Source organism: Cellulosimicrobium sp. RS (assembly GCF_046159675.1).
GTDB classification, from domain to species: Bacteria; Actinomycetota; Actinomycetes; order Actinomycetales; family Cellulomonadaceae; genus Cellulosimicrobium; species Cellulosimicrobium funkei.
This window is the reverse complement of sequence record NZ_JBJXVU010000008.1, coordinates 201,680-217,644: the sequence shown is the minus strand read 5'-3', so window position 1 is coordinate 217,644 and position 15,965 is coordinate 201,680. Positions and strand designations below refer to the sequence as shown.

Here is a 15,965-nt window from a genome sequence, read left to right as displayed (position 1 = left end):
AAGCGCCTGACACCGTCGCACGATGACGGACTCCCGCACCGACCACGCCGGCACCGACCAGGAACGCCTCTGGGACGCCGACGCCGCCGCGCGGTACGACACCCCCGACGAGGGCATGTTCGCCCCCGACACCCTCGACCCCGCCGTCGACCGGCTCGCGGCGCTCGCGGGCCCGGGGAGCGCGGTCGAGCTCGCGGTCGGCACGGGCCGGGTCGCGATCCCGCTCGCCGCGCGCGGCGTGCCCGTGACCGGCATCGAGATCTCCCGGCACATGGTCGCCCGGCTGCGCGAGAAGGCCGACGAGAGGACCCTCCCCGTCGTCGTCGGCGACATGGCCACCGCGAGGGTGCCGGGGGAGCACACGCTCGTCTACCTCGTGGACAACACGATCTCCAACCTGCTCACCCCGGACGCCCAGGTCGAGTGCTTCCGCAACGCTGCACGTCATCTCGTCCCAGGAGGTCGGTTCGTCGTCGAGCTCTGGGTCCCCGAGCTGCGCGCCCTGCCGCCGGGGCGCACCGCGACCGTCTGGCTCGCCGAGCCCGGCCACCTCGGCGTCGACACCTACGACGTCCTGCACCAGCGCGTCGTGTCCCACCACGTCCGGTTCGACGACGACGGCCACGCCACCGTGGGCCGCACACCCCACCGGTACGTCTGGCCCCCCGAGCTCGACCTCATGGCCCGCCTCGCCGGCCTCGAGCTCGAGACCCGCCACGCCGGATGGGCGGGGGAGCCGTTCACTGCAGAGTCGCCCTCCCACGTGTCCGTGTACCGGCGCCCACCCCGACCAGCCCCCGCGACGTGATATCCATCCTCGATGGACCTGTCCCGCCGCCGGACCCGACCCGTCCTCCTCGTCGGCGCCGCGCTCCTGGCCCTCGCCGCCTGCTCCGGGCCCGTGACACCCCAGGACCTCGTCACCCGCCTCGCCGACCCAGCCACCCCTGACGACGACCTCGCCGACACGATGACGCCCGACGAGATGGACCCCGGCACGGCACGACGCCTCGGCGAGCTCGACGGCGCCACCTTCTACGCCGGGTCGGGCACCCGCGACGGGCAGGACGTCGTCTGCCTCGTCATCGTTGTCGAAGGCGACACCCCGGGCGACGACGCCGGAGCCTCCACCTGCGGCCTCGTCACCGACCTCGACGACGGCCACCTCCGCGTGGAGTACGGAGACGCCCAGACCCTCGTCACCGCCACCCTCGTCCCCGACGGGCTCCCCGCCGACCCCGACCTCACCCGGCTCACCCCCAACCTCGCCGCCCAGGTGTCCGACACCGCCTGACCCCACGCGCCACAGCAGGAACGCCCGCGCTCACCCCGCCAACGACGCCTCGACCACAGCCAGGTCCCGCACCGCGAACCGGTGGTGCTCCCACTCCTCCTCCAGGATCACGTGCACGCACGACAACGTCGTCTCCGGATACTCCGGCGACCACGGGTTGCGACGCACCACCCGCAACGACTCCGGAGTTACCCCCGCCAGGAAGTCCCGCACCATCGCCACCCGGCCCGCCCGCGCCTCCAGCACCTCCCCGAACGACGGAGTCCCCACAGCGAACAGCGACAGGTCCAACCCGTCCTCCGCCGCCTGGGGGCCCGGCTGCCCCAGAGGATGGAACGGCTGCTCCACCCCCAGCACCGCACGCCCCAGCCACGCGTCCGTCGCCAGCACCAGGTGCCGCACCGTCTGCGCGAACGACCACTCACCGCCCACCGACACGTCCACGGCGCTCACAGGCAGCGCCGCCACCCGCTCCAGCGTCGCCACCCACGTGGACTCCAGCGCCGCCCACGCCACCCGCAGACCCTCCGGATCCGCCGCCCGCCGCAGCTCCCGGCCCGGGAACCGCCGGTCCAGCTCCGCCTCCACGAACCCCCGCACGTCCACCCCGTTCACCAGCACCGGAGCATCCCCGTCCGACAACCACGGCGCGTCGACGTCCAGACCCTCCACCTGCGCACCCCGCACCACGACCCCCGACAGGTCCGGCTCCACGAACCGCGCGCCCCGCAGGTCCACACCCTCGAACGTCGCACCCCGCAGATCGTCAGAACGGGTGAACCGGACCATGAGCGCCTCCTCGAGAACGGCCCGCCCGACAGGACACGCCAGACCCGGGGGAGAGGACCCATCGCGCCGACGACACGGCACGAGGGTCCCAGCCCGGGGGAGAGGCGCCAGCACCTCCCGGACGGACGACGAACGGGGACGTTCGCACCGTACGCCGCCCGGCCCTCGCCCCACCAGAGCACCCCCGGCCGCCAGCCCCGCGCGCTCCCAGGGCTGATGCCCCGACACCGGGCCGGGGGAGCATCGCACCATGCCGATCCTGCCCACCGACCGAGACCCCCGCCTCGTCACCATCCGACGCGGAGGCACCCTCACCGACGAGCACCACCACCAGATCGCCCGGTGGGCCGTCGACTGCGCCGAGCACGTCCTGCCGATCTTCGAACGCGCACGACCCGACGACACCCGACCCCGGGACGCCCTCGACGTCGCCCGCGCCTGGATCCGCGGCGACGTCCCCATGAAGACCGCCCACACCACCGCCTTCGTCGCCAACGCCGCCGGCCGCGACCAGGCCGCACCCGTCAAGTACGCGGCGCTCGCGGCCGGTCAGGCCGTCGCCGTGGCGCACGTCGCCGCTCACGGGCTGGGCGCGGCGGCGTACGCGATCCGCGCGGCTGCCGCGGACGCCGCAGCACGGGGGGAGGACGCCGAGGCGGCGCGCCTCGCGGAACGGGACCGGCAGCGCGGGCGCATCCCGGCCGAGCTGCGCGAGCTCGTGCTCGACGACCAGCGGCGTCGCAGCGCGATCTGCTGGCACGTGTTCGACGACTGACCCCGGGCCCGGCTCGGACGGGGCGACCAGAAGGGCGCGGGACACGAGCGCCCGAGCGCCTCAGCCCAGGAGGTCCTCGTACGCGACGAGGGGGATTCGGCCGTCCGCCGCGGCGGTGACCTGCTCGTCACCGGCCACGAGGACGTCGGCCTGGAGCGTCGCGACCGCGACGTACTCGGCGACCGCCGTGTCGTCGGCGTCGAGCTCGCGCGCGATGCGGAACGCCGTCGCGCGCGAGACCCGATCGCCGAGCAGGCGGATCCGCAGCGAGGCGACACCTTCGAGACGCTCGCGCGCTGTCTTCTCGTCGAGGGCGCCGCGCCGCACGTCCTGGTACAGCATCGACAGCGCGTGGCTGCGCAGGACGGACGGCCCGACGAGCGGGCGGCGCGACCCGAGGGTCACGTCGTCGAGCACGAGACGCAGCGCGGTGACCGCGTCGATCGCGCAGCGGGTGGACGGTTCCAGGCCGGCGGATCCCATGCGGCCAGTACACACCCGAGGACCCGCGCGGGCCGTACGACGCGACAGGGTTCCATGCACGCACCAGTCGACATGCTGGCAGGCAGGCCTCGAGATGAACAGGCCGCGGTCGGCGGGGGAGAGGTCGCTCGGGGGGTTCTCTGAGCGGAGGCGGAGGGAGAGACCCGGGCGACGGAGGGGCGTGTCGTCGTGCAGCGCTCCACCAGGCAGCACGCGCGTCCTGGCAAGCAGGTCGACGTGCTGCTCGGAGGATCAGGCCCGAACGCCGTGCCTGGTTCCGGATCGGTCGCGGAGTCACCGGTGGACGGTACGTTCAGGCGCATGGACGGCGTCGGCCGCAGTGAGCGGCGAGTTCTCGGCAGTGCCTTGGAGTCGCAGCGCCTGTTCGACGAGGCAGCCATGGAACTGCTCGGCGAACTGAAATCTCGGAAGATCACGGTCGCGACCATCGACGACGTCCTCCTCGACGAGGAGAACGTCGAGGCGCTAGCGCCGTTGCTCCTCGCGCACGTCTTTTCTGCTCGATATCCTCCGCTCGTCCAGGTGCTCATCGACAAGGTCGCCGTGCCGCAGGCTGCGAACCATGCCGTTCCGCAGCTCGCCTTCTTCATTCGCCGCGTTCCTGCCGACTATCGCGATCCCGTCGAGGCCGAGATGGTGCACGAGGGCGGCCCGACGTGGCAGGAGCGAATCCGCGAGTATGTCGGCTCAGCCCTGGGTCGGCTGGTCACACCGAACTGGACCGACGTGTTCCTCGACCTCGCGGGCGACCACGAACTCGGAGGCTCTCGGTTCGAGATCATCCGCAACCTGTCAAAGCTGCGCGACGAAGGAGTGCCTGAGGTTCTGCTGAAGCTGCTCGAAGACCGGAGCGTCGGTGTTTTCGCTGCGGAAGCTCTTGGCGAGATGCGGTGCCGCCAGGCAAGGTCAGCGCTCAGCAAGTTGGCGCTCACAGGGGACTGGGCCTCGCGGCGTGCGGCGGCGTCAGCATTGTGGAGAATCTCGGTCCAGGGGCGTGGTGCTCGAGATCAACCTCCGAGGAATCGGGTCTGACCTCGTGGTGTCGAACTCCTGATGGCCGCAGCCGGGTACGGCGCGTCAGGCAAGGTCCAGGTTCACCACGTCCGTAGCCAGAAGCCGGCGTCAGCGTTGCGCGAGATCCCGGTCCAGGGAGATGGCGCTCGAGATCGACCTCCAAGGGTTCCTGCGACGAGATGGCAGAGTCGCACGGCAACGGCAGACCCAGGACACCGGGGATGCGTTGTGCTGGGTGGCCGGGATGTGGATCGCGTCCACGCGCGGACTCCTACGGATACACCTCGTTGCGAGGCGCGCCGATAATGTACATTATGTCATTTCGCCGGAACGAAGCGCCCTCCAGCGCATCACGAGGCGCCCTGGTGGACTCCCCTTCGACATGAGCACGACGACGTACGCACCGCAGCGTCTCGCCCCCGCCAGCCGCGGCGCCGATCCCCGAGCGACTGACCGCGCGGCGCGATCCCTGCGGCGTGCGTCACGGACCGGCATCGACACGACGATCGCACCAGCGTCCTCGGGTTCCGTCTCGGCGGCTTTCGGCTCGGCGACGTCGGTGTTCGCGGCCCCCGCACCGGACGCCCGTCGGTCTGGACGCGTCCTGACGACGTGCGCGACGCTCGTCTGGTTGCCCGTGCTCGTCCTGACCGTCCTGGCGTTCCTCGTCATCGGCGCCGCCGGTGGCCTCGCGGCGGCCGGCGTGTGGACCTGGCGCACGGTGTCCCCCGTGCGGGCTCGACCCACGGACCCCGCCGACGAGCCTGCCGACCGACCGCCGTCCGCGAGCTCGCCGCGACCCGTCGCAGCGCCGCGCACCCGACGGGTGGTTCGGGACCGCACCATCGGCTACGATGCCTAGAATCGGACATAGGCCCCAAACCATTGTGTTTAGGTCAACACCATGGTGACGCGCAAGTGCGCGCGGTGACCGCGCATCGGATCATCGCCGCTGCTCGGGCCGCCCTCCCGCTGCCGAGTGTGCCCGAGTCATCAATCTCCGCCCCAGGCGCCGCTCCCCCTGCGTCAGGGTGCACGCCGTCCGCCGCGACGCTCCCCTCGGCATCACCGTCCTCCGGGCCGTGTGCCACCCTGTCCCGGTGCCCGACGCTCCCCGACCACTCCTCGCTCCCCCGCTGCCCGACCTCGTCGGTGTGCGCGAACGCACCGTGCACGTCGTGACCCACCCGGAGGCGACGCACCACGTCGACGGACTCGTCGGCGGCCAGCACGACTCCGACCTCACGCCCGCCGGGCTGCGGCAGGCGCACCTCGTCGCGGCGGCGCTGCGCGCGCGTGTCCCGGCCGGTGCGAGCACGGACGTCGTCACGTCCGACCTCCTGCGCACGCGCCGCACCGCGACCGCGGTCGCCGACGCGCTCGGCACGGCGGTGCGCCTCGACCCGCGGCTGCGCGAGGCGTCCTACGGCGAGGCAGGCGGTCGCCCCCAGGCGTGGCTCGACGCACGGTTCGTCCCGCCGCCCGCCACGGGCGACCGCCTGCGGCACGACGTCGGTGTCGCCGGCGCCGAGACCCGCCTCGACGTCGCGCTGCGCGTGTACGCGGCGACGACGGACCTCCTGCGGCGGGACGTGGACCACCAGGTCGTCGTGACGCACGGCTTCGCCGCCACCTTCGTCGTCGCCGCCTGGATCGGCATGCCCGTCGACGCCGCGGGGCACGTCGCCTTCCCGGTGCCCTCGGGCAGCATCACGACGCTGCGCGAGGACGGCTACTTCCACAACCGCGCCGTCGTCGCCCTGGGCGACGTCGCGCACCTCGCCGCGGGCACCGAGGCGCGCGGCTGACGACCACGAGAGCGTCGGTGCAGGTCAGCGCGCCGCAGGCGGGCAGCGCTGTGGGTGGCGCGTCCTAGGCTGACAGCGACCCGTCCCCCAGGAGGCCCGCACCATGGTCGCCCCGCCCCGCCTCGAGCGGATCACCGTCGCCGAGGCAGCCGACCGCTACCTCGCGTCCGTCGCCGCGCAGACCCTGCGCGGCATCCTGTCCCCCACGACGCGCCGCAGCTACGAGCGGGACGTCGCGGAGTTCGCGCGCCTCGCGGGACCCGCCCGGGTCCTGGACGACGTCACGGGCGAGGACGTCGACGACGTGCTCCTGCGCTACCAGACCACGCCCGACGGCCGGTACGCCGACGCGTCGCGCAAGCCCGGCAGCACGGGCCGCTCGGCAGCGACGGTGAACCGGTTCCGGCAGTCGGTGACGCGCTTCTTCGGGCACGCCGCGCGCGAGGGCTGGGTGCAGGCCGACCCGATGCAGTGGGCCGCTCCCCCGGCCCGCCTGCGCGACGGGCTGCGCGTCGCGCGCACCGCGCTGTCCGCGGGCTCGGCGGCGTCGCTGCTCGAGGTGTCCGCCGCCCGCGCACGCGGGGAGCCCGCCGTCTCGCGCCGCGACCAGGACCTCCAGCTCCGTGACCGCCTCGTCGTCGCGCTCCTCCTCGTCCTCGGCCCGCGGGTGTCCGAGCTCGAGCGCGCGAACCTCGACGACTTCTCCCGCGAACCGGACCAGACGCGGTGGCGCATCCAGGGCAAGGGCGGCCACGTCCGCACCGTCACGCTCTCTCCCCCGCTCGCGGACGCGCTCGAGGAGTACCTGGCGCGCCTGCGCCCGACGCTCCTCGCCCGCCGGCCCGACGACCCGGACGCGCAGCGCGCCCTCCTGCTGTCGTGGCGGGGCCGCCGGATCGACGCCCAGGCCGTGCGCGGGCTGCTGCGGCGCTGCGTCGAACGCATGCCCGCGCAGTACCGTCGCGAGGCGACGCCGCACGCGCTGCGCCACACGACCGCGACGCTGCTCGCCGCGGAGGGCTGGGACGTCAAGGTCGTCGCGGAGCTCCTCGGGCACGCGTCCATCGCGACCACCGGCGTCTACCTCGACCGCATCGAGGGCGAGCTGGCGGCCGCGATCCGGGCCCACCCGCTCTCTGCGGCGCTCGAACCCAGCGAGGCCTGACCGGCCCACCACGCGGGCGGTGACCTGAAGGGCGCTGACACCCGGCCCGGCGGGGCGTAGCGTCGCAGGCATGGCCCCGCTCCACCGGGTGGAGCTCGTCCCCGACGACGAGCCCGCGCCGGGCGGGCGCGGCACACCCGCGGAGGGGGCACCCGGGCGCGCGGCCCCTGCCCGACGACGCACCCTCGCGCGCGTCGGAGCACCCCTGCTCGCGCTCGCCGTCGCGCTCGGCGCCGTCGGCTCGTGGCGCGCCTCGACGGCGGAGCAGGCCCGCCTCGCCCACCCCGGCGCCGTCCGCTCGCTCGCCGTGCCCCCGGCCCCCGCCTGGTCCGCGGACGCCGCCGCCCCGCGCGTCGCCGTCGTCGACGACGTGGTCGTCACGGTCACCGCCGCCGGGGTCGAGGGGCGCGACGCCGCCTCGGGCGCCCGGCGCTGGCTCGCTCTCGACGCCACCGCCACGTGCGGACCGACCCCCGACGAGTCGGCGGGACCGGTGACCGACGTGCTCGTGTGCGTGACGGGACCCGCGCTCGCCCCGGTCGCGCACGTCGTCGGCCCGGACGGCCCAGTGACCGGCCCGGTGCCGCTGGGCGACACGCTCGGCCGCGCGGTCCCCGCGCCCGACGGGACCGTGCTGCGGTGGGCCCGCACCGGAGGGGTCGTGCACCTCGCGCTCCAGGACGCCCGCACGGCGCGCGTGCGCTGGCGGCACGACGTCCCGCCCGACGACGCGGAACGCACCCCGATGTGCCGGCCCCAGGTCGCCGGGCAGGCCGCCGCCACCGTCGAGGACGGCCTGCTCGTCGTGCGGGGCTGTCGCGTCAGCGCCGTCCTCACCGCTGGGGGTACCCGTCTCGACGCCCCCGGCCCGGCCGTCACGACCGACGTCGTCCCGCTGCCCGACGGGACGTTCCTGCGCACCCGCGTCCTGCCGCCCGGGCGCGAGGCGACGACCGAGCGCGTCGCCCCGGACGCGGCGGTGCTCGCCGCCGTCGACGGTCGGCTCCTGCGGCCGCTCGTCGGCCCCGAGGACGACGCGGCCCCGTGGCTGGTCGCCACCGCCGACGGCGTGCGCGCCCTCGCGGCCGCGGACGGCACCGGCGACGGGCTGCGCGAGCGGTGGCGCCTCGCGCAGACCGTCGCCCAGGTCGTCGCGCTCACCGTCGACCGCGCCGTCGTCGTCACCGGCGCACGCGTCGTCGCCCTGGACGCGCGCTCGGGCGAGCCCGTGTGGTCGTGGCCGCGCGGCTCTCCCGCCGGTCGCCGTGCCGCGCCGGGCGTCGGCACGACGCCCGGGAGCACCACCACGACGGCGGACGGCGGCCCGGGCACCACGGGCGTCCGGGTCGATCTCACCCGGGGCGTCGCGGCCGCGTTCACCGACGGCGCCACGCTCGCCCTGGTCGTCTCCGACGGCTCGTCGCGGCGCTCGCGGACGGTCGCCCTCTCCCTCGAGGACGGGGACGTGCGCTGGGACGTCGTCGGCGACGGCGACCCGTCGGGGTTCACCGCCCTGGCGGGGCACGTGGGGCACGTGGACGCAGGGTCGTCGCGCGTCGTCGTGCTGGAGCGACGTCCGCGCGGTCGGAGGCGTCCGCGTGCGAGAGGGCGCCGAGGGCGAGAACCTGTCGGGAGACCGGCGCAGCCGTCCGGGCCGCCGGACCGAGGTGAAGGAGGCCGTCGTGCCGAAGCGTGACCCGGGTCCGAGCGTGAAGGACCCCGACCTGTACGAGAAGCTGCGGGACGAGGGCGACTCGAAGGAGAAGGCGGCCCGCATCGCGAACGCCGCGGCGGGCTCGTCGCGCACGAGCGTGGGCCGTAAGGGCGGCAAGGCCGGCGACTACGAGGACTGGACCGTCGAGAAGCTGCGCAAGCGCGCCGCGGAGATCGGCATCGAGGGGCGGTCCTCCATGCGCAAGGCGGAGCTGGTCCGCGCGCTGCGCTCGCACTGAGGACGCACCGAGGACAGCCCAGGGACGCACCGCGGACAGCCCAGGGACGCACCGAGGACAGCCCGGGGACGCGCCGGGGACGGCCCGTGCGGGATCTCACCCGCGGCGCGACCGTCTTCCGGTCGCGCCCGGGGTGCCGCCCGCTACGGTGAGTGCGTGCACCTGTCCGCCGACTCCGCCCTGCGCACCGCCCGCCGTCTGCTCTCCCGTGCGCTCGTGGTCGCCGTCGCGGCGCCCGTGACGGTGGCGGGCGTGCTCGTCACCGCGGACGCGATCCGCAAGCGCCGCAACGCCACCGAGGCGTCGTTCCCGCGCTCGGCCCCCGCCGACGTCGAGGTCGCGGGCACCACGACGACCGTCTTCACGTACGGCGAGGACGTGTACCGGGAGATGCTCGGCGCGATCCGCGGCGCGCGGCGCCGCATCCTGCTCGAGACGTACATCTGGAAGGCCGACGCGCTCGGTGAGGAGTTCAAGCAGGCGCTCGTCGAGGCGAGCGAGCGCGGCGTCGAGGTGTTCGTCGTGTACGACGGCTTCGCGAACCTCGTCGTCCCGCAGGCGTTCTTCGACCTGCCCGAGCCGATCCACGTCATCCGGTACCCGGTGTTCCGCCCGGGCGTGCTCATGCTCAACGTGCGCAAGTCCGGTCGTGACCACCGCAAGATCCTCGTCGTCGACGACGAGATCGCGTTCGTGGGCGGGTACAACATCGGTGCCCTGTACGCGACGCAGTGGCGCGACACGCACGTGCGCCTCGTGGGGCCGAGCGCGTGGGAGCTGCGCAACGCGTTCGTCGACTTCTGGAACGCGAACCGCGCGTCGGACCAGCCGCTGCTCGCCGACCCGGGGTCGGTGCACTGGGAACCGCGGCTGCGCGCGGCCCGCAACGCGCCGGCGCACCTGGTGTTCCCGATCCGCGGGATCTACCTCGACGCGATCGACCGCGCGAGCTCGCACGTCTACATCACGCAGGCGTACTTCATCCCCGACCGGGAGATCCTGGCCGCGCTGCTCGCGGCCGCGGCGCGCGGCGTCGACGTGCGGGTCCTCGTGCCCGAACGCTCGAACCACGTGCTCGCGGACTGGCTGTCGCGCGGCCTGTACACGGCGCTGCTCAAGGGCGGGGTCCGCATCCACCTGTACCGCAACGCCATGGTGCACGCGAAGACCGCGACCATCGACGGCGCGTGGACCACGATCGGCACGGCGAACATCGACCGGCTGTCCCTCACGGGGAACTACGAGGTGAACCTCGAGATCACGGACCCGGGAGTGGCCGAGCAGATGGAGAAGGTCTTCGAGGTCGACCTGTCGAACTCGCGCGAGCTGACGCTCGACGAGTGGGACTCCCGCTCGGTGGCGGCGAAGCTCAGCGAGATCGTCCTCACTCCCCTGCGCCCGCTGCTCTAGCAGCGCCACCGTCGTCGCCGTCCTTCGGGCGACGACGACGGCGGGCGGGGTCCGCGGCTCAGCGGGCCGGGTCGGAGCGCAGCACGTCGGCCGCCTCCTCCTCCGGCCGCGGCGGCACGGTCTCGTCGGTCTCGAGCAGCGCAACCTCCTCGAACTCAGGATGCTCGTCGCGCAGCTCGCGCGCGACGGCGTCCGCCGCGCCGTCCAGGGCGCCCGCGGCGACGTCGATCGACTCCCCGGTCGTCAACGGCCGGTACTCGTACGTGCCGCCGGTGCGCTGCTCGCCCAGGAGCCGGTTCACGAGGCCGTGCCCGACGTCCGACAGCAGCGCGTCGTGCACCGGCACCACGACCCGCGGGTCGAGCGCGCGCACGAAGTCGATCGTCTCGGCGAGCTTGAGCCACGGCGCCGAGACGGGCGCGAGCAGCACGTCGAGCCGCTGCCCGCCCAGCACGCCCGCGTCCGGGGCGTCGAACGAGTCGCCTGGGTGCAGGAGCGTCGCCCCGTCCCCGCGCACGAGGTACGTGACGTTCGCGATCCGCGGGACGTCCGGGTGGATCACCGCGTGCCGGCCGCCGCCCACCACGACCTCCAGGCCGCCGAGGTCCAGGCCGTCCCCCGGCGCGACGACGTGCACGCGCGACGCCGCGCCGTCGGGCAGCGCGGGACGCACCGCGGCGGCCACCTCCTCGGGCGCCCACACCGTGAGCTCCGGCCGGGCCGCGAGGGCGTCGCCGAGGGCGCCGGTGTCCACGTGGTCGGGGTGCTGGTGGGTGAGGAGCACCGTGCCGGCGTCCGCCAGCGCGGCCGCGGCGTCGCTGAACGTGCCCGGGTCGATGGCGACGACCTGACCGCCGTGGCGCACCGTGACGCACGCGTGCCCGTGGAACGTGACCTGCATGGAACCTCCTCGAGTCGTCCTTGCCCGCCCCGCCCGTGCGGGGCCCGGCCCCTCAGCCCACCACGAGGACGAGGTCGCCGCCCTCCAGCTGCTGCACCGCGCCGATCGCGACCCGCTGGACCGTGCCCGCGACGGGCGTCGTGATCGCCGCCTCCATCTTCATCGCCTCGACGGTCGCGACCGTCTGCCCCGCCTCGACGACGTCGCCCACGACGACGACCGGCGTCACCGCACCCGCGAACGGCGCCGCGACCTGGCCCGGCTGGGTCGGGTCCGCCTTCTCGGCGGTGCGCGCGTCCACGTCCACCGCGCGGTCGCGCACCTGGATCGGGCGCAGCTGGCCGTTGAGGGTGAACATCACCGTGCGCATCCCGCGCTCGTCGGGCGTGCCGATCGCCTCGAGGCCCACGAGCAGGCGCACGCCCTTGCCGAGCGCGACCGCGACCTCCTGGCCCGGCTCCAGCCCGTACAGGTACGTGGGGGTGTCGAGCACCGACACGTCCCCGTACGCCTGCCGGACCTGCTCGAACTCCTTCGTCGGCCCCGCGAAGAGCAGGTGGTTGAGCCGACGACGGCGCACCTCGCCCTCCTGCGCGAGCTCCGCCTCGTCCTCGGCCGAGAGCGGCGTGACCCCCGCGCGCGCCGCACGGCCGGCGAGCGCGCGCGACCGGAACGGCTCCGGCCAGCCACCGGGCGGGTCGCCCAGCTCGCCGCCCAGGAACCCGACCACGGAGTCCGGGATGTCGAACGACTGCGGGTCCGCCGCGAACTCCGCCGGGTCCGCGCCCGCCGCCACGAGGTGCAGCGCGAGGTCGCCCACGACCTTCGACGACGGCGTCACCTTCACCAGCCGCCCCAGGATCCGGTCCGCGGCCGCGTACATCGCCTCGATCTGCTCGAACCGGTCCCCCAGACCCAGCGCGATCGCCTGCTGACGCAGGTTCGACAGCTGACCGCCCGGGATCTCGTGCTCGTACACGCGCCCTGTCGGCCCGGGCAGACCCGACTCGAACGGCGCGTACACGCGGCGCACCGCCTCCCAGTACGGCTCGAGGTCCGCGACCGCCGGCAGCGACAGCCCGGTGTCGCGCTCGGTGTGCTCCAGCGCGGCGACCAGCGCCGACAGCGGCGGCTGGCTCGTCGTCCCCGCCATCGCGGCGCTCGCGGCGTCGACCGCGTCGACGCCCGCCGCGGCGGCGGCGAGCAGCGTGGCCATCTGACCGCCGGACGTGTCGTGGGTGTGCAGGTGCACCGGCAGGTCGAACCGTTCGCGCAGCGCGGTCACGAGCCGGCTCGCGGCGGCGGGGCGCAGCAGCCCGGCCATGTCCTTGATCGCGAGGACGTGCGCACCGGCGTCGACGATGCGGTCCGCGAGGCGCAGGTAGTAGTCGAGCGTGTACAGGTCCTCGGCCGGGTCGAGCAGGTTGCCCGTGTAGCACAGCGCGACCTCCGCGACCGTCGTGCCGGTCGCGCGCACGGCCTCGATCGCCGGACGCATCTGGTCGACGTCGTTGAGCGCGTCGAAGATGCGGAACACGTCGATGCCCGTCGCCGCGGCCTCCTCGACGAACGCCTCCGTGACGCGCGTCGGGTACGGCGTGTACCCGACCGTGTTGCGCCCGCGCAGGAGCATCTGGATCGCGAGGTTCGGCATCGCGGCACGCAGGGTCGCGAGCCGCTCCCACGGGTCCTCCCCGAGGAAGCGCAGCGCGACGTCGTACGTCGCCCCGCCCCACGCCTCGACCGACCACAGCTGCGGCGTCGCCCGCGCCACGTACGGAGCGACGGCCGCCAGGTCGTGCGTGCGCACGCGCGTCGCGAGCAGCGACTGGTGCGCGTCGCGGAACGTCGTGTCCGTGACGCGCAGCAGCTGCTCGCCCCGCAGCGCCCGCGCGAACCCCTCCGGGCCGAGCTCGAGGAGCTGCTGGCGCGACCCGGGCGGGGGCTCGACCGTCAGGTCGAACGGCGGCAGCTTCGCCGCCGGGTCGCTCGTGACCCGCGGCTCCCCGTGCGGCCGGTTGACGGTGGTGTCCCCCACGTACGCGAGCAGGCGCGTGCCCCGGTCCGCGCTCTCGCGCGCGGCGAGCAGCTCGGGCCGCTCGTCGATGAACGACGTCGCCACGTTGCCCGCGACGAACTCCGGGTCGGCGAGGACCGCCTGCAGGAACGGGATGTTCGTCCGGATGCCGCGGATGCGGAACTCCGCCAGCGCGCGACGCGCGCGCCGCACCGCCGTCGGGAAGTCCCGCCCCCGGCACGTGAGCTTCACCAGCATCGAGTCGAAGTGGCCCGACACGACCGACCCCGCCGTCGCCGTCGCCCCGTCGAGCCGGACGCCCGCCCCGCCCGGGGACCGGTAGGCGATGATCCGGCCCGTGTCGGGACGGAACCCGTTCGCCGGGTCCTCCGTCGTGATCCGGGTCTGCAGGGCCGCGCCGTTGACGCGCACGTCCTCCTGCCGGATGCCCAGGTCCCCCAGCGTCTCGCCCGCCGCGATCCGCATCTGCGCGGACACCAGGTCGACGTCCGTGACCTCCTCGGTCACCGTGTGCTCCACCTGGATGCGCGGGTTCATCTCGATGAACACGTGCTGCCCCGCACGCTCGCCCACCGTGTCGACGAGGAACTCGACCGTGCCCGCGTTCTGGTACCCGATGTGCCGCGCGAACCGCACCGCGTCCGCGCACAGCGCGTCCCGGACCGCCGGGTCGAGGTTCGGCGCCGGCGCGATCTCGATGACCTTCTGGTGACGACGCTGCAACGAGCAGTCCCGCTCGTACAGGTGCACGACGTTCCCCGCGCCGTCCGCCAGGATCTGCACCTCGATGTGCCGCGGCCGCAGCACCGCCTGCTCCAGGAACACCGTCGGGTCGCCGAACGCGCCGTCCGCCTCGCGCATCGCCGCCGCCAGCGCCTCGGGCAGGTCCTCGCGCACGTCGACGCGCCGCATCCCGCGACCGCCACCACCCGCGACCGCCTTGACGAACACCGGGAACCCGATCTCGTCCGCGGCCGCGACGAGCTCGTCGACGTCCGCCGACGGCTCGCTCGACGCGAGCACCGGCAGGCCCGCCTCGCGCGCCGCCTTGAGCGCCCGCACCTTGTTGCCCGCGAGCTCGAGCACCTCCGGCGGCGGCCCGACGAACGTCAGCCCCGCCTCCGCGCACGCCCGCGCCAGGTCGGGGTTCTCCGAGAGGAACCCGTACCCCGGGTAGACGGCGTCCGCGCCCGCCTCCCGGGCCACGCGCACGATCTCCTCGATGTCCAGGTACGCTCGCACCGGGTGACCGGGCTCCCCGATGAGGTACGCCTCGTCCGCCTTGAGCCGGTGCTCGGAGTTGCGGTCCTCCTGCGGGAACACCGCGACGGTGCGGGCCCCCAGCTCGTAGGCGGCGCGGAACGCCCTGACGGCGATCTCCGCGCGGTTGGCGACCAGGACCTTCGAGAACACCGGCACTCCATCCGTCGAGCGTGGCGGCGTCGTCGGGCCGGGGAGGGCGCCACGCACCGCGTACCGGGCGATCCTCCCACGGCGTCGCCGGACGGGTCACCGCACCCGCTGTGACGAGGTCCACACGCCTCGCGGGGGTGCCCCGGCGCTCGCGGACGGTCCGCCCGCGGTCGGGCCGGGCGAGGGGTCAGCCCGCGGTGCGGGCCTGACGGCGCTGGGCGAGCTCGTCCTGCGGGCTCGTCGCGGTGCCGTCCTCGTCCTCGAGGGACTCGGTCGGCAGCTCGGCGAGCGTGCCCTCGACCTCGCGCCACACGCGCCCGACGGCGATCCCGAACACGCCCTGGCCGCCCTGGACGAGGTCCACGACCTCGTCGGGCGAGGTGCACTCGTAGACGCTCGCGCCGTCGCTCATGAGGGTGATCTGCGCCAGGTCGTCCACGCCGCGCTCGCGCAGGTGCTCGACGGCCGTGCGGATCTGCTGGAGCGACACCCCGGTGTCGAGCAGGCGCTTGACGACCTTGAGCACGAGGATGTCGCGGAAGCTGTACAGGCGGTGCGAGCCCGACCCGGACGCCGGGCGGACGGTGGGCTCGACCAGACCGGTGCGGGCCCAGTAGTCGAGCTGGCGGTACGTGATGCCTGCCGCGCGGCACGCCGTCGGGCCGCGGTAGCCGGTCGTGGTGTCCTGCTCGGTGATGTCCTCCCCGAAGAGGAGGCCCTGCGCGCCCTGCGGAACTGCCGCGCCGACACCGACGCTCGCCTCACCGCTGCTGTTCACTGTCGCCTCCTGGGGTGATGTCACGACCAAACTATGGGCGCCGTCGGGGGCCGTCAACGACCGACGCCTCGGGCGTGCGGGCGTGTCGCGCCCGCCACGTCGACGCGTCGACCGCTGAACCCTC

The 15,965-nt window shown here is 74.4% G+C and carries 14 protein-coding genes; 9 read left to right on the top strand and 5 right to left on the bottom strand.

The features are described from left to right. Nucleotides 1-22: 22 nt before the first annotated feature. Together ACI769_RS14095 and ACI769_RS14090 are read left to right on the top strand one after the other, a co-directional pair. Nucleotides 23-808, top strand: a complete 786-nt coding sequence (locus tag ACI769_RS14095) for a class I SAM-dependent methyltransferase (protein WP_085387958.1) — start codon at nucleotides 23-25, stop codon at nucleotides 806-808. Nucleotides 809-820: 12 nt separating this feature from the next. Next, nucleotides 821-1,294: a hypothetical protein gene (locus tag ACI769_RS14090; protein WP_085387959.1), complete on the top strand. Its 474-nt coding sequence runs from the start codon at nucleotides 821-823 to the stop codon at nucleotides 1,292-1,294. Nucleotides 1,295-1,324: 30 nt separating this feature from the next. Here the strand turns inward: ACI769_RS14090 and ACI769_RS14085 are convergent, their stop codons facing one another. Beyond that, nucleotides 1,325-2,083: a DinB family protein gene (locus ACI769_RS14085; protein ID WP_085387960.1), complete on the bottom strand. Its 759-nt coding sequence runs from the start codon at nucleotides 2,081-2,083 to the stop codon at nucleotides 1,325-1,327. A gap of 250 nt (nucleotides 2,084-2,333) precedes the next feature. Here ACI769_RS14085 and ACI769_RS14080 point away from each other — a divergent pair, with 250 nt between their 5' ends. Next, nucleotides 2,334-2,858, top strand: coding sequence for a putative immunity protein (locus ACI769_RS14080; RefSeq protein WP_034656138.1), 525 nt, complete (start codon nucleotides 2,334-2,336; stop codon nucleotides 2,856-2,858). 60 nt (nucleotides 2,859-2,918) lie between these two features. Here ACI769_RS14080 and ACI769_RS14075 read toward each other — a convergent pair whose 3' ends face one another. Beyond that, nucleotides 2,919-3,341 carry a hypothetical protein gene (locus ACI769_RS14075; RefSeq protein ID WP_085387961.1) on the bottom strand — a complete coding sequence of 141 codons (423 nt, stop codon included), beginning with the start codon at nucleotides 3,339-3,341 and terminating at the stop codon, nucleotides 2,919-2,921. Nucleotides 3,342-3,662: 321 nt separating this feature from the next. On the opposite strand from ACI769_RS14075, the gene ACI769_RS14070 reads away from it, so the two are divergent. From ACI769_RS14070 to ACI769_RS14045, 6 genes are all read left to right on the top strand, one after another. Beyond that, nucleotides 3,663-4,394: a HEAT repeat domain-containing protein gene (locus ACI769_RS14070; protein WP_157446634.1), complete on the top strand. Its 732-nt coding sequence runs from the start codon at nucleotides 3,663-3,665 to the stop codon at nucleotides 4,392-4,394. A 1,082-nt stretch (nucleotides 4,395-5,476) separates the two neighbouring features. Continuing rightward, the gene (locus tag ACI769_RS14065) at nucleotides 5,477-6,184 is read left to right on the top strand and encodes a histidine phosphatase family protein (protein ID WP_198163070.1); all 708 of its coding nucleotides are present in this window, start codon (nucleotides 5,477-5,479) and stop codon (nucleotides 6,182-6,184) included. 103 nt (nucleotides 6,185-6,287) lie between these two features. Beyond that, nucleotides 6,288-7,349, top strand: a complete 1,062-nt coding sequence (locus ACI769_RS14060; protein ID WP_137280479.1) for a tyrosine-type recombinase/integrase — start codon at nucleotides 6,288-6,290, stop codon at nucleotides 7,347-7,349. 70 nt (nucleotides 7,350-7,419) lie between these two features. Then, nucleotides 7,420-9,045, top strand: a complete 1,626-nt coding sequence (locus ACI769_RS14055; RefSeq protein WP_137280478.1) for a hypothetical protein — start codon at nucleotides 7,420-7,422, stop codon at nucleotides 9,043-9,045. After that, nucleotides 9,032-9,301, top strand: a complete 270-nt coding sequence (locus tag ACI769_RS14050; RefSeq protein WP_021482649.1) for a Rho termination factor N-terminal domain-containing protein — start codon at nucleotides 9,032-9,034, stop codon at nucleotides 9,299-9,301. Before ACI769_RS14055 ends, ACI769_RS14050 begins: the two co-directional genes overlap by 14 nt. 162 nt (nucleotides 9,302-9,463) lie before the next feature. Further along, the gene (locus ACI769_RS14045) at nucleotides 9,464-10,711 is read left to right on the top strand and encodes a phosphatidylserine/phosphatidylglycerophosphate/cardiolipin synthase family protein (RefSeq protein WP_369824973.1); all 1,248 of its coding nucleotides are present in this window, start codon (nucleotides 9,464-9,466) and stop codon (nucleotides 10,709-10,711) included. 58 nt (nucleotides 10,712-10,769) lie between these two features. On the opposite strand, the gene ACI769_RS14040 is transcribed toward ACI769_RS14045, so the two are convergent. The 3 genes from ACI769_RS14040 to ACI769_RS14030 form a co-directional block, all read right to left on the bottom strand. Next, nucleotides 10,770-11,612 carry an MBL fold metallo-hydrolase gene (locus ACI769_RS14040; RefSeq protein WP_144723122.1) on the bottom strand — a complete coding sequence of 281 codons (843 nt, stop codon included), beginning with the start codon at nucleotides 11,610-11,612 and terminating at the stop codon, nucleotides 10,770-10,772. Nucleotides 11,613-11,664: 52 nt separating this feature from the next. Further along, the gene (locus ACI769_RS14035) at nucleotides 11,665-15,063 is read right to left on the bottom strand and encodes a pyruvate carboxylase (RefSeq protein WP_171467862.1); all 3,399 of its coding nucleotides are present in this window, start codon (nucleotides 15,061-15,063) and stop codon (nucleotides 11,665-11,667) included. 187 nt (nucleotides 15,064-15,250) lie between these two features. Continuing rightward, nucleotides 15,251-15,841, bottom strand: a complete 591-nt coding sequence (locus tag ACI769_RS14030) for a MerR family transcriptional regulator (protein WP_021482353.1) — start codon at nucleotides 15,839-15,841, stop codon at nucleotides 15,251-15,253. Nucleotides 15,842-15,965: the final 124 nt, after the last annotated feature.